Annotated in this window: 22 protein-coding genes and 1 tRNA gene; 16 read left to right on the top strand and 7 right to left on the bottom strand. The window is 52.0% G+C overall.

Annotation, left to right across the window (positions count from 1 at the left end):
• The first annotated feature begins 38 nt into the window (after positions 1-38).
• The 7 genes from thiB to MWU62_RS16000 all read left to right on the top strand — a co-directional run bounded on the left by thiB (position 39) and on the right by MWU62_RS16000 (position 6,994).
• The gene (thiB, locus tag MWU62_RS16030) at positions 39-1,043 is read left to right on the top strand and encodes a thiamine ABC transporter substrate binding subunit (RefSeq protein WP_247115824.1); all 1,005 of its coding nucleotides are present in this window, start codon (positions 39-41) and stop codon (positions 1,041-1,043) included.
• A gap of 9 nt (positions 1,044-1,052) precedes the next feature.
• Positions 1,053-2,777, top strand: a complete 1,725-nt coding sequence (gene thiP, locus MWU62_RS16025; protein WP_247115823.1) for a thiamine/thiamine pyrophosphate ABC transporter permease — start codon at positions 1,053-1,055, stop codon at positions 2,775-2,777.
• A complete protein-coding gene (locus MWU62_RS16020) occupies positions 2,770-3,384 on the top strand; it encodes an ATP-binding cassette domain-containing protein (protein WP_247115822.1) in 615 nt (204 codons plus the stop codon). Before thiP ends, MWU62_RS16020 begins: the two co-directional genes overlap by 8 nt.
• Before the next feature lie 86 nt (positions 3,385-3,470).
• Entirely contained in the window at positions 3,471-4,595 is a 1,125-nt protein-coding gene (locus MWU62_RS16015) for an ABC transporter permease (protein WP_247115842.1), read from the top strand.
• A gap of 3 nt (positions 4,596-4,598) precedes the next feature.
• Positions 4,599-5,426 carry an ATP-binding cassette domain-containing protein gene (locus MWU62_RS16010; RefSeq protein ID WP_247115821.1) on the top strand — a complete coding sequence of 276 codons (828 nt, stop codon included), beginning with the start codon at positions 4,599-4,601 and terminating at the stop codon, positions 5,424-5,426.
• A gap of 6 nt (positions 5,427-5,432) precedes the next feature.
• Positions 5,433-6,371, top strand: coding sequence for an MlaD family protein (locus MWU62_RS16005; RefSeq protein WP_247115820.1), 939 nt, complete (start codon positions 5,433-5,435; stop codon positions 6,369-6,371).
• Positions 6,368-6,994: an ABC-type transport auxiliary lipoprotein family protein gene (locus MWU62_RS16000; RefSeq protein ID WP_247115819.1), complete on the top strand. Its 627-nt coding sequence runs from the start codon at positions 6,368-6,370 to the stop codon at positions 6,992-6,994. The genes MWU62_RS16005 and MWU62_RS16000 overlap by 4 nt, the downstream gene beginning before the upstream one ends.
• On the opposite strand, the gene pgsA is transcribed toward MWU62_RS16000, so the two are convergent.
• From pgsA to MWU62_RS15980, 4 genes are all read right to left on the bottom strand, one after another.
• Complete coding sequence (pgsA, locus tag MWU62_RS15995) at positions 6,991-7,542, bottom strand: CDP-diacylglycerol--glycerol-3-phosphate 3-phosphatidyltransferase (protein WP_247115841.1); 552 nt, start codon at positions 7,540-7,542, stop codon at positions 6,991-6,993. The genes MWU62_RS16000 and pgsA overlap by 4 nt on opposite strands.
• A 7-nt stretch (positions 7,543-7,549) precedes the next feature.
• The gene (gene uvrC / locus MWU62_RS15990; protein WP_247115818.1) at positions 7,550-9,412 is read right to left on the bottom strand and encodes an excinuclease ABC subunit UvrC; all 1,863 of its coding nucleotides are present in this window, start codon (positions 9,410-9,412) and stop codon (positions 7,550-7,552) included.
• Complete coding sequence (gene uvrY / locus MWU62_RS15985) at positions 9,396-10,055, bottom strand: UvrY/SirA/GacA family response regulator transcription factor (RefSeq protein WP_247115817.1); 660 nt, start codon at positions 10,053-10,055, stop codon at positions 9,396-9,398. Before uvrY ends, uvrC begins: the two co-directional genes overlap by 17 nt.
• Positions 10,056-10,156: 101 nt before the next feature.
• Positions 10,157-10,408, bottom strand: coding sequence for a hypothetical protein (locus MWU62_RS15980; RefSeq protein WP_247115816.1), 252 nt, complete (start codon positions 10,406-10,408; stop codon positions 10,157-10,159).
• Positions 10,409-10,527: 119 nt separating this feature from the next.
• Between MWU62_RS15980 and MWU62_RS15975 the strand changes: the two genes are divergently transcribed.
• The gene (locus MWU62_RS15975) at positions 10,528-11,232 is read left to right on the top strand and encodes an AzlC family ABC transporter permease (RefSeq protein WP_247115815.1); all 705 of its coding nucleotides are present in this window, start codon (positions 10,528-10,530) and stop codon (positions 11,230-11,232) included.
• A complete protein-coding gene (locus MWU62_RS15970) occupies positions 11,225-11,575 on the top strand; it encodes an AzlD domain-containing protein (RefSeq protein ID WP_200364255.1) in 351 nt (116 codons plus the stop codon). Before MWU62_RS15975 ends, MWU62_RS15970 begins: the two co-directional genes overlap by 8 nt.
• A 9-nt stretch (positions 11,576-11,584) precedes the next feature.
• Here the strand turns inward: MWU62_RS15970 and MWU62_RS15965 are convergent, their stop codons facing one another.
• Entirely contained in the window at positions 11,585-11,989 is a 405-nt protein-coding gene (locus MWU62_RS15965) for a DUF1330 domain-containing protein (protein WP_200364253.1), read from the bottom strand.
• 132 nt (positions 11,990-12,121) lie between these two features.
• Here MWU62_RS15965 and MWU62_RS15960 point away from each other — a divergent pair, with 132 nt between their 5' ends.
• The 5 genes from MWU62_RS15960 to yghU all read left to right on the top strand — a co-directional run bounded on the left by MWU62_RS15960 (position 12,122) and on the right by yghU (position 15,932).
• On the top strand, positions 12,122-13,069 hold the full coding sequence (locus MWU62_RS15960; RefSeq protein ID WP_247115814.1) for an AEC family transporter: 948 nt from the start codon (positions 12,122-12,124) through the stop codon (positions 13,067-13,069).
• Between the two features lie 44 nt (positions 13,070-13,113).
• Entirely contained in the window at positions 13,114-13,719 is a 606-nt protein-coding gene (locus MWU62_RS15955; RefSeq protein ID WP_247115813.1) for a DUF938 domain-containing protein, read from the top strand.
• An 8-nt stretch (positions 13,720-13,727) separates the two neighbouring features.
• The gene (locus MWU62_RS15950; RefSeq protein WP_247115812.1) at positions 13,728-14,177 is read left to right on the top strand and encodes a GNAT family N-acetyltransferase; all 450 of its coding nucleotides are present in this window, start codon (positions 13,728-13,730) and stop codon (positions 14,175-14,177) included.
• Positions 14,178-14,418: 241 nt separating this feature from the next.
• Positions 14,419-14,973, top strand: a complete 555-nt coding sequence (locus MWU62_RS15945) for a carboxymuconolactone decarboxylase family protein (protein WP_247115811.1) — start codon at positions 14,419-14,421, stop codon at positions 14,971-14,973.
• An 83-nt stretch (positions 14,974-15,056) separates the two neighbouring features.
• The gene (gene yghU, locus MWU62_RS15940; RefSeq protein ID WP_247115810.1) at positions 15,057-15,932 is read left to right on the top strand and encodes a glutathione-dependent disulfide-bond oxidoreductase; all 876 of its coding nucleotides are present in this window, start codon (positions 15,057-15,059) and stop codon (positions 15,930-15,932) included.
• A 71-nt stretch (positions 15,933-16,003) separates the two neighbouring features.
• Here the strand turns inward: yghU and MWU62_RS15935 are convergent, their stop codons facing one another.
• Positions 16,004-16,618, bottom strand: coding sequence for a TetR/AcrR family transcriptional regulator (locus tag MWU62_RS15935; RefSeq protein WP_247115809.1), 615 nt, complete (start codon positions 16,616-16,618; stop codon positions 16,004-16,006).
• Between the two features lie 162 nt (positions 16,619-16,780).
• Here MWU62_RS15935 and MWU62_RS15930 point away from each other — a divergent pair, with 162 nt between their 5' ends.
• On the top strand, positions 16,781-17,077 hold the full coding sequence (locus MWU62_RS15930; RefSeq protein WP_247115808.1) for a hypothetical protein: 297 nt from the start codon (positions 16,781-16,783) through the stop codon (positions 17,075-17,077).
• A 32-nt stretch (positions 17,078-17,109) separates the two neighbouring features.
• On the opposite strand, the gene MWU62_RS15925 is transcribed toward MWU62_RS15930, so the two are convergent.
• A tRNA-Ser gene (locus MWU62_RS15925) sits at positions 17,110-17,200 on the bottom strand.
• Positions 17,201-17,410: 210 nt separating this feature from the next.
• Between MWU62_RS15925 and MWU62_RS15920 the strand changes: the two genes are divergently transcribed.
• Positions 17,411-17,941, top strand: coding sequence for an isochorismatase family protein (locus tag MWU62_RS15920; RefSeq protein ID WP_247115807.1), 531 nt, complete (start codon positions 17,411-17,413; stop codon positions 17,939-17,941).
• Positions 17,942-17,993 lie beyond the last annotated feature (52 nt).

Genomic DNA, 17,993 nt, shown 5'->3' with positions numbered 1-17,993 from the left:
TATGGCCACCCCTCACTTGTTGCGGAGGTTATACCACCATGCTCACCCGAGCGTTTGCACTGTTTATACTTGCCTTGGCGTTTGCGCCTGCACACGCCCAAAAGGCAACCACCCTTACTGTGTATACCCACCCCTCTTTCGCCGCAGAATGGGGCCCGGGCCCTGCGGTTAAAGAAGCCTTTGAGCAGACGTGCAACTGCCAGATTAACTATGTGGTTCTGGATAGCGGTGGCGATATTCTCCAACGCCTGCGCCTTGAGGGCAAAAGCACTCAGGCCGATGTGGTGCTGGGTCTGGACACCGCCACCATGGAAACCACCCGGCAAACCGGCTTGCTGGCAAACCATGAAACCGATCTTTCAGCCCTGACCCTGCCCATCAACTGGCAGGACCCGGTGTTTGTACCTTACGACTGGGGCTACTTTGCGTTCGTTTACGATACCGAACAACTGCCCAACCCACCAAAAAGCCTGGAAGCACTGATTGCTGCCCCTGACGACCTAAAGATCATCATCCAGGACCCAAGAACCAGCACCCCCGGCCTTGGGTTACTGCTCTGGATGCGCCATGTTTACGGTGATCAGGCGGCTGAAAAGTGGCAGCAACTCAACGGCAAGATTCTGACCACAACCAAAAGCTGGAGCGACGGCTATTTCTCGTTATTCATGAATGGCGAGGCGCCGATGATTCTCTCCTACAGCACCTCCCCGGCTTATCACATGGCCGTGGATAAAACGGATCGTTACCAAGCAGCTCAATTCGAAGAAGGTCACTACCTTCAGGTTGAAGTGGCGGCTCTGGTTGAGTCATCCGATCAGAAAGAACTCGGGCGAGAGTTTCTGGACTTTATGCTGAGTGCGGATTTCCAGCGCCATATTCCTCTTAAAAACGTTATGTACCCGGCTACTGATCTGGGCGATGAATTGCCTTCTGTTTTTGACAAGCTGATTCAGCCAGAAGAAGCCCTGTATTTTGACCCAAAAACGGTCAGTGATAGCCGCCGCCAATGGATGAACGAGTGGCTGGATGCCATGACACGTTAATCACAGCCCATGAACAATCTCGCTAAGCGCCAGCAACACTCGCTACGCTCGCACTTGACACCCGGGCGGCCAGCACCCTTCAGTCGCCCCGGGTGGCAGCTCTGGCCCGGGTTTGCGATCGCCGGTGCGCTGGTACTGCTCTCATTGGCGGGCCTGGGTGCACTTGTCTGGGAAGCCTCACTACCGGATATCAGCCAACTCTGGCAAAGCCGCTACTTGCGTACCGTGGTTAGTTTTACGATTTGGCAGGCGTTTCTTTCTGTTTTACTCAGCCTTCTCGTGGCTATCCCGATTGCCAGAATCCTCGCAAGACAACCTGCATTTTCGGGGCGTGCTTTTCTGCTGAGATTGATGGAACTGAGTCTGGTGCTTCCCTCGATTGTGGCGGTGTCGGGGTTGGTCAGCGTGTATGGGCGCCAGGGCTGGTTCACTGGCTTTGCCAGCGACTGGTTTGGTGCTTCCTGGAATCTCTACGGCATCAACGGCATTGTATTGGCCCATGTGTTTTTCAACGCGCCTTTGGCCGCAAGGATTCTTTTGCAGGCAATTGAAGGCGCACCTCCATCGCAACTCAGGGTTGCCGCCCAACTCGGGCTTGGCCGCTGGTGGTATTGGCGAGCGGTGGAATGGCCAGCTATCAAGCCTGTCTTGCCTGGTGTTGCAGCGTTGGTGTTCACCCTCTGCTTCACCAGCTTCGCCATAGTGATGACCCTGGGCGGCGGACCTGCGGCAACTACCATTGAAGTTGCCATCTACCAGTCTTTGCGATTCGAGTTCGATTCCGGGCAAGCCGCGCTTCTTGCCATGGTTCAGCTTATTATTTGCGGTTTTCTATGGTGGCTGGCAGCGCGCCGCGGGCTTACGGCTTCTCTCCTGCCGGACAGGCGCGTTGCGTCTCACCGAACCAAAGCGGGTAGCTCTCTGCGCGCCCGATTTGCAGATGGCACCATCCTCGGATTGTTTGTGCTCTTTCTAGTTATGCCGCTGTTAGCCATTTTAATCAGAGGGCTTCCCGGTATGGGCAGCGCCTTCTTTCCGCTAGGTAGCTTCGCGGTCAACCCCGCGTTACTTGATGCCACAATGAGAAGCCTCGCCATCGCCCTGCCAGCCGGTTTGATGTCTGTCTGTGCTGCCCTTCTGATTCTGGCCTGTGGAACAACATCGAAAAGACCAGCCATTACCCGGCTAACCGATGTGGCAGCCTATTTGCCCTTGATGATTCCGCCGCTGGTTCTTGGTACCGGTCTGTTTCTGTTGTTCCGACCCAGCCTTGGCAGTTCAAATGAAGGGTTGGTGCTGGTTACGCTAATTAACGCCATGATGGCTCTGCCCTTCGTACTGCAAATGCTGAAAGGCCCACTGGGAAGCCTCGACTCCGCCAGCCGCCAGCAAGCCGACCAGCTTGGCATACTAGGCTGGTATCGCTGGCGTTGGCTGCACTGGCCGAGAATGCGCAAGCCGCTGGCTTTGGCCATGGCCTATGGCACAGGATTGTCATTGGGCGACTTCGGCGTTATTGCGCTGTTCGGCACACCGGGCCAGCCTACCCTGCCAGTGTTGCTCTATCAGCAGCTTGGTAGTTACCGAATGGATGCCGCAGCCGCAACCGGGCTCTGGCTTGTGTTGCTTTTGCTGGTGTTGTTTAGCGTTTTTAACAGGTTGGGATCGCCGTTACACAAAACCGGTTTGGCGACCAAATCTCCCCGAAGTGTTCCGGAGCCTGAACATGCTTGAAGTAAGAAATCTGGTATTCGCCTACCCGGATCAGGAATCTCCATGGAATTTCGATTTCACGGTGGAGCCGGGACAATGCATCGCAGTACATGGCGCCAGTGGCTCAGGCAAATCCACACTGATGAATTTGCTGGCAGGTTTTCTCGAGCCGCAGTCCGGCGATATTCTTTGGCAGGATAAGAGCCTTCGCCACCACGCTCCATGGCAGCGCCCCATGACCAGCGTTTTTCAAGAACACAATCTATTCGAGCACCTGAGTGTCGATGCTAATATTGGCCTGGGCATCCACCCGGGGCTGAAACTTACCCCGAGGAATCAACAAGCTATCGATGAAGGCTTGCAAAGTGTTGGGCTCGATGGCTTTGGCAAGCGTTTACCCGGAGACCTTTCCGGTGGCCAAAGGCAGCGTGTCGCATTATTGCGGGCTATTCTTCGACAACAGCCGGTTCTGCTGTTAGACGAGCCACTTACGGGCCTTGATAGTGATGCGCGGGATCTTCTTCGGCAGCTTTTACTGGATCAGAAGGCTCGGGGTACACTCATTGTTCTTGCAAGCCACGACGACGAAGATCGTCGAATACTGGCAGACAACATCTACAAGCTCTAAGCTAGCAAGCTAATAGACCAAACTTTGGAATTCAGACCCAAGTGCCCACCAGTGCCCATTCCTCAGACCATAAAAACTCTCCATCGATTCGTCGTCAGGCAGGATCGTTAAAGGATGAGAATGGCAACCTGTCCATCCGGGGCGATTGGACTCTACTCGACTACAAGGAACTCAAACAGACTGTTGAAGGCTATTCTGGTAAGAACCGGAGCACGAACAATGTCGACCTCACGGGGCTAGGACGAGTTGATACAGCGGGTGCCTCGCTTCTAATAAGCCTGCTTGGGGCAGAAACCCTCATGGCGTTAGCAGAGCAGGATGGCACTCTACCGCAAGAGCAAAGTGCACTGCTTCACGCTGTGGCAGATGCCATGCGGCAGCCGCCCTCCCCCGAGCCCAAAGGCCTTGCACCCATTCCACAATTTCTCTCGGAAACCGGCAAGTCGGTAGAGGCAATTTGGCACCTGACCTATCTACTGGCCGGTTTTATAGGCCAGATTATCGCAACACTTTTTGTGATTATTCCTCGGCCCAGCCGCTGGCGTATTACGCCTTTCGTTGCTGCCATTCAGAACACAGGGCTCAACGCCCTACCTATCGTCGCTCTGCTAACGTTCCTGGTGGGCGCTGTCGTCGCCTTTCTGGGCGCCACAGTGCTGAAAGACTTCGGTGCCACAATTTACACCGTTAATTTGGTCGCCTTCTCGTTTTTGCGTGAGTTTGGTGTTTTGCTTGCCGCAATTTTACTCGCAGGCCGCACTGCGAGCGCTTTTACGGCACAAATCGGTGCGATGAAGGTAAACGAAGAGCTGGATGCTATTCGCACACTGGGATTAGACCCAGTTGAGCTACTGGTCATTCCGCGGGTTCTGGCAATGATGGTCAGTCTGCCTATTCTTACCTTTGTTGGCATGCTATCCGGTCTGGTAGGCGGTGGTATGGTTTGTGCGCTGGCCCTAGATATCTCACCGGCGCAGTTTATGGCGATTGTTGAGCGGGATATTGCGCTTAAGCATTTTCTTGTTGGCATGTCGAAAGCACCCTTTTTAGCATTTCTGATTGCCGCCATAGGCTGCCTTGAAGGACTCAAGGTAGGAGGTAGTGCACAATCGGTTGGCGTACATACGACATCAAGTGTGGTTCAATCCATTTTTATCGTCATCCTTCTAGATGCCGTGGCCGCGCTCTTCTTTATGGAAATGGGCTGGTAGCTTATGGAAGATTCAACAGCCCTTGCGGCCGCCAACCAATCACCAACCGTTATTGAAGTCGAGAATCTTGTTAATCGGTTCGGCAGCCACGTCGTCCACAAAAACCTTGATCTCAACCTGTTCAAAGGCGAAATTCTTGGCGTTGTTGGCGGCTCAGGAACCGGCAAATCCGTTCTGTTAAGAAGCATCGTAGGGTTGCATAAACCGTCAGACGGTCAAATACGAGTATTCGGGAAAGACCTCAACGAACTGAGCGCCGTAGAACGGTCAGACACCGAGCAGCGCTTTGGTGTTCTCTTCCAAAGGGGAGCTTTGTTTACCTCATTGAACCTGTTGCAGAACATTGCTCTTCCATTGATTGAACATTGCGACCTATCCCGTGCCGATGCCGAAGAGCTTGCCCGCATGAAGCTTGCCCTAACGGGCTTACCAGCCGACTCGGCCCTCAAGTACCCGTCAGAGCTCTCTGGTGGTATGGTCAAACGCGCCGCCTTGGCACGCGCTCTGGCAATGGATCCTGAAATTCTGTTCTTGGATGAGCCTACTGCTGGCCTCGATCCAATTGGTGCTGCGGCTTTTGACAAGCTTATTGTTACCCTACGGGACGCTTTGGGGCTGACCGTTTTTTTGGTTACACACGATTTGGATACGCTGTATACAACGTGCGACAGGGTTGCGGTTCTGTCGCAAAAGAAGGTTTTGGTCGCAGACCGCATTGAAAAAGTTGCGACAACAAGCGACGCATGGATCCAGGAATATTTTCAGGGCCCCCGCGGGCGGGCTGCCAGTTACGCATTCCGGGCTCAAGAGACGAGCCGGTTACGGGAGTAAAAGCTTATGGAACCGAAAGCACACCACCTGCTTATAGGGCTATTTACGCTGATTTCGGTGGTGGCTGCACTGTTGTTTTCGCTATGGCTTGCGAAGTCATCTGCAGACCGCGAGTGGGCCTATTACGAGATTGTGTTTGATCAGGCGGTAGGCGGTTTGGCCAAAGGCAACCCGGTACTCTACAGTGGCGTTGCAGTGGGCGATGTTCTCCAGCTGACTTTGGACCCGGCCAACCCCAGCCACGTTCGGGTTTTAGTGCGTGTAGAGCAAAGCGTGCCCGTACGGAAGGACACTCGCGCCGGCTTGGTATTAGCGAATATTACCGGCAGCATGAATGTGCAGTTTAGCGGCGGCAGTCAGGATAGCCCGGTACTCTACGGCACGAAGGATAACCCTGCGTTGATAACCGCCGAGCCATCTGCATTTAAAACACTCCTCACCAACGGAGAAGCTCTGTTAACCAAAGCAGAACAGCTGCTTACCAGCGCAAACAATCTACTTTCCCAAGAAAACACAGAAAATCTTACTGCCATCTTGCGCAACGCCCGCGAGGCAAGTGATTCCCTACTAGGCAGCCGCGACCAACTCGTGGCTTTGCTTGAACGTATGGATAATGCCAGCCAACGGGCAGCAGAAGCCGCATCGAAAGTCTCTGCGTTCTCAGACAACGCCAACGCTCTGCTACAGAACGAAGGCAAAGCCGTTATGACCAACATGAACCTGGCCATGACGAAGGTTCAAGATACGGTCGCACGTATAGATAATCTGACCCGAGACAACGAAGGCGCTCTAGATTCCGGGCTTCAAGGTATTGGAGAGCTTGCTCCGGCCTTGAGAGAACTGCGCAACACCCTCAGAAACCTGAATCAGTTTACCCGCCGTCTTGAGGAGAACCCGAGAGGCACTCTTTGGGGCGGCCCCGCTATCAAGGAGGTATCCCCATGATAATCTCAGCGGCAAAGGCTTTCAGAACACTTGGCACAGCAGTGGTGGTCTCGGGGGCATTAACGGCTTGCACGGTATTTCCCATCCCTGAAGCACCCAGAGTGATGGATTTTCCGGTACCTGAGGAAATACAAAAAGGCGGTGCGAGTAGGCCTGAAAGCCTTCGAATTGATACGCCCTTTGCCTCCGAGCCCTTCAACAGTTCACGGATTTTGGCAAAGCCCGAGCCTTGGGAATTCACGGTGTATAGCGGAGTTCGATGGCGTGATACGGCACCAGTTCTGCTACGAGATATGCTCGCAGGGGCATTCAGGGCGAGCGACATTTTTCGGGATGTGGTTATTGATACAGGCCCAAGCAACAGTGACCTGACACTTGCTACAGAAATCTCGGCCTTCCATGCAATTAACCATGGTAACAGTACGCGGGTAACCGTTACCGTTTACGGGCAACTAATAAATAATCGTTCCCGGCAAACCCTCTGTTCCAGTAACTTCATCGTATCAGCGCCAGCCGGAGACAAAAGTATAAACTCCGTGGTGCAAGCATTTGGCGACGCCGGTGAAGAATTGGCAAAAAACCTTATCGACTGGGCGAGAAACTGTGAGGCGCGGCAGGATTAATCCTTTTCCGGGAATAAATCCGGCCAAGCTGCCTTAATGTATAGCCCCATAGACCAAAGCGTTAATATGGCGGCGATGTAGAGCAAACCTACAGAAACATCGGACAAAAACTCGCCCGGAGGAAAGGCCAACAAACCCACAATAGATGCCATTTGAGCCGCGGTTTTAATCTTGCCAATGTAAGAAACCGCAACACTTGCACGGCTGCCAATTTCAGCCATCCATTCCCGCAATGCAGAAATTACAATTTCGCGGCCAATAATAACGGTTGCAGGAATGGTGACCAGAATGGCGGAATACTCTTGAATCAAGAGCGCCAAGGCTACTGCAACCATAAGCTTGTCGGCAACTGGATCAAGAAACGCACCGAACGGAGTGCTTTGGTCAAGTTTGCGGGCAAGATAGCCATCCAACCAGTCCGTTGCCGCAGCCAGTGCAAAAATTGCTGCACTGACCATGTAGCTCCAATGCATGGGAAGATAAAACACCGCCACAAAGACCGGAATCATGATGATGCGGGAGAGTGTGAGCAGGTTCGGTAAATTCATACGGTTGTTACTCGTCATGCAGCGCTGCGTATATGTTTTCAGCCAAGGATTTGCTGATGCCCTGAACTTTCGTCATTTCATCAACACTGGCTTTGCGTAGTTCCTGTATACCACCAAAATACCGGATGAGCTCCCTGCGGCGTTTTGGGCCAACCCCTTCTATACCCTCTAGGGTAGACTGACGGCGCTTCTTGTCGCGCCCTTTACGATGCCCAGTAATTGCAAATCGATGGGACTCGTCCCGAATGTGCTGAATCAAATGCAACGCCGGGGAATCAGCGGGCACACGAAACACATCGCCGGTCATGGCGTCGATCAACTGTTCCATGCCCGCGCGCCGGGTTACGCCCTTGGCTACACCGATTAGGGGAATATCAGAAACCCCAAGTTCATCAAAGACTTCCCGGGCAATGCTCAACTGCCCTTTACCACCATCAATAAATACAAGATCCGGGCGCTTGCCCTCACCCGCGACCATACGACGGTAGCGACGCGTCAGCACCTGACGCATGGCATCGTAATCATCGCCAGCTTTCACACCTTCAATATTGTACAGGCGGTAATCACTTTTAAGGGGGCCATTCTCATCGAAAACGACACAGGATGCGACGGTATTTTCACCGTGGCTGTGGCTAATGTCGAAACACTCCATCCGCGAGGGGGTTTCAGCGAGCTCCAGCATGTCTCGCAGCGCCAGCAAACGACGATACACGGTCTCTTTGCTGGCGATATGTGTTAGCAACGTTTGCTGGGCATTGGTCATTGCCAGTTCCAACCAACGCCGTCGCTCCCCTCTTACATTTCCACGTATACGGGTTTCCCGGTTAGCTGCATCCGAAAGTGCATGAGCAAGCAGCTCCTGACCTTCAACCTCAACCGGAACCAGTACATCTTTTGGAATCTCTCGACGCGTGTTTCCACCAAAATAATATTGCCCGAGAAAAGCACTCAACAGCTCGCCCTCGGATTGCTCCAAAGAATAACGGGGAAAGTAATCCTTAGTTCCCAGAACTCTACCGCCACGCACGATAATGATAACAATACATACAACCCCCGCATCCTGTGCGATAGCGATAACATCTGCGTCGCCGCCCTCACCGTCTACAGATTGTTGCTCCTGAACATGGCGCAGGTGATTGATTTGGTCTCGGCAGGCAGCAGCTTTTTCGAACTCAAGACTCTCGGCAGCTTTCTCCATGGCATCCATCAGGTCACGGATAATGGCCGGGTTTTTACCCTCAAGAAACATGGTGGCGTGGCGAATATCCTGCAGATAGTCCTCGGGTGAGATGTAGCCTACACACGGCGCCGTGCACCGGTTGATTTGATACTGCAAACATGGACGCGCACGGTTCCTAAAATAGCTTTCACTACAGGATCTTATACGAAATACCTTCTGCAATACATTAAGACTTTCCTTAACAGCGCCAGAGCTTGGGAACGGCCCGTACCAGGTTCCTCCACCCTTTTTGGTACGCCCACGCCGAAAGGTCAGCGAGGGGTAATCACTGTGGGAAGACACATAGATATACGGATAAGATTTATCATCCCTGAGCAGGATGTTGTAAGGGGGGCGCAGAGACTTTATTAAGTTCTGCTCCAGCAACAGCGCTTCTGTCTCACTGCCTGTGATGGTTACTTCAATCGAGGCGATTTTGGCAACCAGCGCTTCCGTTTTTGGTGCCAGTCCGGTCTTGCGGAAATAACTGGAGACCCGTTTTTTAAGGTTTCCGGCCTTCCCAACGTAAAGTACGGAGCCGCCTTCGTCATACATTCGGTAGACGCCGGGCCGCTCCGTTAGTTGTTTCAGGAAGTGTTTGCTGTCGAACTCCCCACTGCTTTCAGTCGTTGAATCAGACCTTGTGGGCATCATGCAACCCAAGACGCACTGCCATCAGAGCCAACTCAACATCGCTGGAGATTTCCAGTTTTTCAAAAATTCGGTAGCGGTAGCTGTTCACTGTTTTGGGGCTAAGGCAGAGTTTGTCGGAAATATCCTGCACTTTTTGGCAGTCTACAACCATCATCGCTATTTGCATTTCGCGCTCAGAGAGGCGATCGAACAGCGATAACTCACCCTCGTCCTCTTTATCGCCACCCAATTGCTTGAGCGCCATTTTTTGGGCAATTTCCGGGCTGATATAGCGTTGCCCTGAGTGAGCCATGCGAATGGAGCGGACCATTTCACGGATATCTGCACCTTTGGTGATGTAGGCAGAAGCGCCGCTTTGCATCACCCGTGCAGGGTAAGGGTCGTCGGCGCAGGCGGTTACCACAATCACCCGAACGGAATCGTCAAATCGTAAAATGCGTCGAGTAGCCTCCAGCCCACCAATGCCAGGCATACGGATATCCATTAAGACGATGTCCGGACGCTCGTTGCGCACAAACTCTATGGCGTCTTCTCCAGACGGAGACTGGCCAATAACATCAATATCGGGATCATCCGCGAGCATCCGGGTTATCCCGGAACGAACCAGCTCATGGTCATCTACAACCAATACCCTGATCAAACTTCACCTCGCACAACGCTTTCGAAAACCTGCGCGATTGTAACGTTTACAGACGCGCCGGGGTAGCTGCCGGTTCAAATATCCCCTAAAACGTTAACCAGTTATTCAGGAACACCAAGCCCGGCTGTGTTCTCCACAGGGTCAAACCAGACTACCAGCTCGCCCTTGTGAATCGCTTCCAAAACCCGGTTCCGCTCGTCCATCGGGTTTTCCGTATCATTCAACCCATGGTAGCGAGTGCAGTACTCTTCTGCCAGCCCATTCAACTGCTCTTTGGTCAGCAACTCCTTATCAACCTTAAACTTTTCTTGGCGGGGGTCCGGTTGCGGCCGGTGCCCGGTTTCGTCGCTCATAGTCTCTCCTGTGGGCTATGCGTTGTTATGGATTATGCCTAAAAAGTCGAAGCCTTACCCACTTTCAAAATCCCCGGCGATTCTCTATCATTCCTCGCTTTCAAAACGTTTGGATGCTAATGAACGCGTTAGTTTTTCGCCTCACACTCCCAATCCTGTTTGGATACCTTCCTCTAGGTATGGCTTTTGGGGTGCTATTCACAACTCAGCTCGACTACGCATGGTGGGCTGCGCCGCTTATGGGCGTGGTGATCTATGCCGGTGCGGGCCAGATTCTGGCGGTCAGCTTGTTAGCAGCGAGCGCAGGATTACTAGAAGTGTTCATAGCCATGTTCGTGCTCAACGCGCGCCATCTTTTCTACGGGCTGTCGTTGCTCGGTCAGTTTCGCAGGGCTGGTTGGAAAAAGCTGTATCTCATTTTTGGGCTGACTGATGAAACATATTCATTGCTCACAAGCCGGACGCGTTCGCAAGATACGCTTCATGAACTCGACGTCGATTTCCGCATTACGGCATTCAATCAGGTCTACTGGGTGATTGGCTGCACCTTGGGGGCTCTTCTTGGCCGTAACGTAGCATTCGATAGTACGGGAATCGAGTTTGCATTGGTGGCATTGTTTATTGTTCTTACAATCGAGCAACTGAAGGCTCTGGGAGACGCATTCCCAGTTTGGGCAGGTGCAGCGGCTGCCGGTGTTGCTATGATCTTTCTGCCGCCAGCCCACCAACTCATCGGCGCTATCGCAATCGTGACAGCCGTACTTTTACTGCAATACAGAAGCCTGCGAGCCAAATCCAATGCGGAGGGCCGCAGCCATGTCTGATACAAGCTACCTTGTTGCATTCATTGCCGTTGCAGCTGCAGCAACCTTTGCAACCAGAATCATACCTTTCCTGTTTTTTGAGCGTCATACCGAGCACCCTCTGGTTAAACACCTCGGGCGCTTCTTGCCAGCGGCTGTTATGGCTTTGCTGGCAACGGTGTTTTTGCAGCGTTCAGGAAATTGGGCAGCGGTAGTGCCGGGGCTTGATGCCATTCTTGCAGGAGCGCTAGTGGTAGGCATTCACCTTTGGCGCCGCAATGCCCTGCTCTCCATTGCAGCTGGCACAGCGGCGTATATGCTGATAAGCCAAACCGGTGTTTTTGAAGTCGCGCTAGTGAGCTGAGAGTCTATCTCAGCGTTCCCGTTCGAGATTTGCAACTAATCGGGAGTCACTCAATGCAGCGGTGCGATGCTTAACCACGCCTTTGTATTCAGAGCTTTCTATCATCGCCATAAAGGCATCAATTGACGGGTAGCGAACAAGCAGCACTTGGTCCCAAGACTCCTCTGGCGGCGCAATAAGAGAGCCAACGCTGTGACCAGACCAAATCACCTCAGCGCCCACCGCACTCACACAGGCTGCGGCCTCTTGAATATAAAGCTCATACGCTTCACGCCCACTTCGCTCACCGGAATTGTCATCATAACTTGCTCTGTCACGGAACCTCAGTAGATTTAGCATGACGACGGGCTGGTCTTTAGGCGTGTCGGCCAGAACCTGCTTCAACTGCGCGGGCGTGTGGTTAACGGCGTTCATGGGCACCCCTTTGTCCTGAAAAATTTCGCCCCCACTATAGCCCACCCTTCATGGCCTACAGTAAACCGTTTCATTACCTTTCCGTCAGATCTATTATAGGTAAGACACTCTCCGGACCACTGGCCAACCCGAATGGATTTGATCTCCCTATTTCAACAAACACTGGAAACCACTCTTCCGGTATTCGCAATGGTGTTTATCGGGCTAGGGCTAAGAAAGGTAGGGTGGATTGACGATACCTTCGTTAACACCGCTTCTGCATTGGTTTTCAAAGCCACGCTTCCAACGCTGGTGTTCCTCAGCATCATCAAAGCGGATCTCAGCACATCGCTTAATTTTCACCTGCTCATCTTCTATCTTTTTGCGACTCTCGCAAGCTTCTTTCTGGCTTGGTTATGGGCACGTTGGCGCGTTATCCATGAAGATCGCGGTGTGTATGTTCAAGGCGCATTCAGAGGTAACTGTGGCATTGTCGGGCTGGCTCTGGCGGCAAACCTATACGGCGATTTCGGGCTATCGGCGGGTAGCATCTTGTTGGGGCTGGTTATTCTCTCTTACAACGCGTTGTCGGTAATCATACTCACCGCCTATCAGGCCGGGCGATCGCCCGAATGGCGCCGTATTCTCAAGGATATATTGCGCAACCCGCTCATACTATCCGTGTTCGCAGCCATTCCCGTGGCATGGTTGAACCTGCAACTGCCTGATTGGATACTGACCAGTGGCGATTATTTTGCATCCCTCACGTTGCCACTCGCTCTGCTGTGCATTGGTGCAACCGTGTCATTCAGCGCCTTGCGTAGCGATAGCTCAACCGCCTTCAGCTCGGCGCTGATGAAAATGGTGATCTTGCCAACACTATGCACCGCTGCAGCTTGGGCACTAGGCTTCTCGGGTGCCGAATTGGGTTTGCTATTCCTGTTTTTCGCAAGCCCAACCGCCGCTGCAAGTTTTGTGATGGCCAAAGCACTCGGCGGCAATGATCGCCTTGCGGCAAACATCATCGCAATCACAACATTGATGGCAAGTATCACCATAACCTTGGGGGTGTTTGTACTCAAAGGTGTCGGCCTGATATAAACACCTGTAATTCTTGACTCATCAATAATCAACCAGAGCCTCCAATGACTGACGAAAAGCCCTATTCCCAAGCCTGTGAGAACAACAAGCAGGTGATCCTTGAAAAGCTAGCCACGGTGTTTAGCGGCTCTGGAACTATATTGGAGATTGGCACAGGCACGGGGCAACATGCGGTTCACTTTGCTACAAACCTTCCTCACCTCACATGGCAACCAAGTGATCATCCGAGCAACTATCAACTTTGTGAACCATGGCTTAGCGAGGCTAACCTGCCGAACATCAACGAGCCTCTGGCTTTGAATGTAATCGCCGATGATTGGCAAGTCCCGACGATCAGCGGAGCTTTTTCTGCAAACACTGCGCATATCATGTCTTGGCCGGAAGTTGAAGCAATGTTCCGAGGTGTATCTTCAAACCTTCAGTTACACGAAGCCTTCTGTTTGTATGGCCCATTCAATTACAACGGGCAGTTCACCAGTGCCAGCAATCGGCAATTCGACACACATCTGAAGCAACAGAACCCGAAAATGGGAATCCGGGACATAGACGAACTAAAGCGCATCGGCAGTGATAACGGGTTGGTTCTGGAATCGGACTTTGAAATGCCAGCCAATAATCGGTTGCTAGTCTGGAGGGTTCACGGAACTTAAACCAACTGATGAATTACACACTTAGAAACGTACTACCAGACGAGATTGAGTGGCTTTATCAATTGAACAAGATGTCTTTCCTTGACGTGGTGGTTCGCCAGTTCGGCAAGTGGGATGAAGCTTTCCAGAGAAAACTATTTTTCTCAAAGTGGGAACAGTCGCGCCCGGCTCAGATAATCGAGACCCCAAGTGGTCGGGTCGGTGTTGTGATTCTGGAACACCTTGAAGATTGCGACTGGCTAGACGAGATCCAGATTTGCCCGAATTATCAGAGCCAAGGTTTGGGAACGACACTTTTACGTGACCTGCAGGCAAAAGCTAGGTCCCGGGGCGTTCCGCTTCGCCTTCAAGTTCTACATGCAAACCAGAGGGCAAAACGGCTGTACGAGCGAATGGGAATTCATGAGATCAAAAAAATGGAAAGCCATTATCTTATGGAATCCAGAATGACCGACTAACTCGAACCAGACAGCTTGCCCATCACACCCGACCCCTAACCCATCAGCCTCAATCATCCACCATACATTTCTGAGTGATTGTTCAAACTTAACTTGAGTGATCACTCAAGTTAAGTTATCGTCTGCCATCGAATTGGTTGTCGACTAGCTGCGCATAAAATTGAGTGATCGCTCAATTTAGTCGCTGCACTTCAATCAAAGCGATCCAAATTAAATCCGCCTAAATACGAGGAGCTACTCTATGGCCGACTTTACCCTTCACAACAAAGAAAGTGCTCCGGAAAAGAGTCAGGAACTGCTGGACACCTCTCTCAAATCTTTTGGCATGATACCGAGCTTGCATGCGGTCATGGCAGAAGCGCCCGGGCTGCTAGAAGGCTATCAACGCCTCCACCAGCTGTTTCTGGACAGCAGCTTTGATGATGAGGAAACCACAGTAGTATGGCAGACCATCAACGTCGAGCATGCCTGCCATTATTGCGTTCCTGCCCACACCGGCATCGCGAAGAACATGAACGTTGATGACGCCATCACAGAGGCTCTGCGTAACGAAACGCCCTTGCCTACTGATCGACTGGAGGCACTACGCAACTTTACCCTCGCCATCGTGCGCGGCCGCGGCAACGTAGACGATAGTGTTGTGACAGAGTTTCTAGAAGCAGGATTCACCAAGCGCCAGATTCTGGAGGTTATCCTTGGTTTAGCTCAGAAAACTATCAGCAACTACACTAACCACCTTGCTGTCACGCCGATAGACAAGCCGTTCCAGAAGTTTGAGTGGCACAAGGCAGATTAACCACGCCGTAAGTCGGAGGCAGCTCTCAGTGGCTGCTCCGTCATACTCGTACTTTATCTATTTTTCGATCGAGGGAATGCACCATGTCGGACACCCATCAATATGAGCCTCCACGCGTTTGGACTTGGGACGCAGAAAATGGCGGAGAGTGGGCCAAAACCAACCGCCCCATTGCAGGTGCTACACACAAGGCGAAGCTGCCGCATGGTAAGCACCCTTTGCAGATTTATTCACTGGCTACACCTAACGGTCAAAAAGTCACCATCATGGCCGAAGAGTTACTGGCCATAGGTGAAACCGGCGCAGAATACGATGCCCATCTGATGCGTATTGGCGAGGGCGACCAATTTTCGTCCGGCTTCGTCGAAATAAACCCAAACTCAAAGATCCCGGCACTGTTTGATGCTGATACCGGCAGTCGGGTTTTTGAAAGCGGAGCGATCCTTCTCTATCTGGCGGAAAAGTTCGGACACTTTCTCCCAAAGGATCCAGCTGCTCGCACCGAAGTACTGAACTGGTTGTTCTGGCTGCAGGGTTCAGCGCCTTATTTGGGAGGTGGGTTCGGTCACTTCTTCGCTTACGCGCCCGAAAAGTTTGAATATCCGATCAATCGTTTCACGATGGAAGTAAAACGTCAGCTGGATGTATTGGATAGGGAGCTCGCAGAGCATAAATATCTAGGTGGAGACGAATACTCCATTGCAGATATCGCCACCTGGCCCTGGTATGGAAATCTGGTTCTGGGAGAGGCTTACGGTGCAAGTGAGTTCTTACAAGTCGAAAGCTACAAGAATGTCCGGCGTTGGGCTAATGAAATCCTTGCCCGCCCTGCTGTTCAGCGTGGTCGAATAGTCAATCGCACTTCTGGAAAACCTTCTGAGCAACTACACGAGCGCCATGACGCATCAGATTTTGATCTGAGAACTCAGGATAAGCTGGACGTACAAACGGCAGTCTGAACGCCCTACCTGAGTTGAAAGCCTGCTCTTAGTCGATTTAGCAATGAGAGCAGGCGAGCACGCAATAACAATCAGACTATTTCTGCAACCTCATCAGCGCGCAGCGCTTCCAGAGACTGTGCCATGTCTTCCGCGAGTGCATGCACGGCTGCACTATCTACATCACGTTGTGCAAATGCGCGTAACCCCATTATCTCAGCCTGTAGCCGTCGACCAAGCAGAACCGGATCAAGCCTGCTATCCAGCTCCCCAACTTTCTTGGCTTCGGCAAAGCGATCAACAAAGCGTGCTTCCATACCCGCCAGCAACGCTTCAGCCTTATCCCGAGCAATGCTTTCTCGTTCGCCAAGCTCCAACAGGCTTTTTACCAGCATACAGGCCCGGCTTGGCAACTCTTTATCACAAATCCCGCCGAGCGCGCGCAGGTAGGCCGCCAGCCCTGCCAAGGGTGATTCGTAAGCTTGAAACGTGCGGTCCAGTTCTGCCAGACCAAGGCGAGCATAGCGCTCAAGCGCCTCCTGAAAAAGCCCATCCTTACTGCCAAAGGTGGCGTAAATACTGCCGGGCCGCATGTCGAGAGCCTTTTCCAGATCTTTTAGCGAAGTGGCATGAAAGCCCTTTTGCCAGAAAAGATGAAGAGCTCGCTCAAGCGAATCTTGCCTGTTGTGAATTGATGCGCGCGCCATAATTCATTTCCAGTGTTTTCCAGGGCCGCGATGCGACGCGGTGACAACTTGAATGATTACTCAATTTTATATTGAGCGTTCATTCAAGTCCAGCTACAGTCAGAAGACAGATGATCACTCAAACATCGGACTGAATCCGTAATGACCGAGGCAATACACCTCATGGCACACGAAAAACTTCCGTCAATTATCGTTTTCGATGTTAACGAAACGCTGCTTGATATAACAACACTAGAACCTTTGTTTGTTCGCATTTTCGGCGATAGACGAATTCTAAGAGAGTGGTTCGCTCAGCTAATCCTCTACTCCCAAACAATGACTCTATCAGGCATCTATTCACCTTTTGGCGAGCTTGGAGTGGGAGCACTGCGGATGATAGCCAACATCCACCAGATAGACGTCGGAAATGCTGACACCCCGGCGCAAAATATCCATGAAGGCGGGTATTGTGCCCAATAAAAAACCCCAGCATTCCTGCTGGGGTTCAATATTGGCGGAGAGAGAGGGATTCGAACCCTCGAAACGCTATTAACGTTTACACACTTTCCAGGCGTGCGCCTTCAGCCACTCGGCCACCTCTCCAATAACCTGTTTCAAATCAGCAATATCGTCGCTCATTTGAGGGCGCAAACTTTAATGGTTTTAGGCGCGCTTGGCAACTCCTCTAGGATAAATCCCGGCAAAATATCCGGTTTATGCCAATAATAGTCTGTAAGGTGCTTGCCACTGAGGTTACGAGTACCATGGCATTTCTAATCTGTTCAATAGGTTAACCCTATCTGGAGACCGCTCATGCTTATGAAGGCCGAACAATCCACTTTGCTGCTGATCGACGTTCAGGAAAGGCTGATGCCAGCGATATCTCACGGCCAAGACGTTGTCAGCCGGTGCGTAACCCTCGCCACTATTGCCGGGCTTTTGGATGTACCCGTTCTAGCCACCGAGCAGCTACCTGAAAAACTGGGACCAAACGTGGAGGCGGTGAAAGAACTTTGCCACCAAACATTGGCAAAGCACCATTTCGACGCTTGCCCCGATGGGCTTGTTGAACACCTTCCCGAAGGTCGGCAACATGTAGTAATTGCTGGCTGCGAAACCCATGTTTGCATGATGCAGACGGCTCTCAGCCTTATTGATGCAGGCTATAAGGTTTGGGTAGTAGCTGATGCTACTGGGTCACGGAACGAGTTCGATCGGGATGTAGCTCTTGATCGGCTCAGTGATAGCGGCGCACGTATTGTTACTCTTGAGATGGTGGCGTTCGAATGGATGCGACACTGCAAACACGCAGCCTTCCGCGATGTTCAGATGTTAATAAAGTAGCCTGTGCATCCACTTGCACAACTGCGTCGTAATAACTGGCTCAATCTATTAT

This window comes from Marinobacter sp. S6332 (assembly GCF_023016045.1).
GTDB lineage: Bacteria > Pseudomonadota > Gammaproteobacteria > Pseudomonadales > Oleiphilaceae > Marinobacter.
The sequence above is the reverse complement of the archived record's forward strand: the minus strand, read 5'-3'. Positions and strand labels throughout refer to the sequence as shown.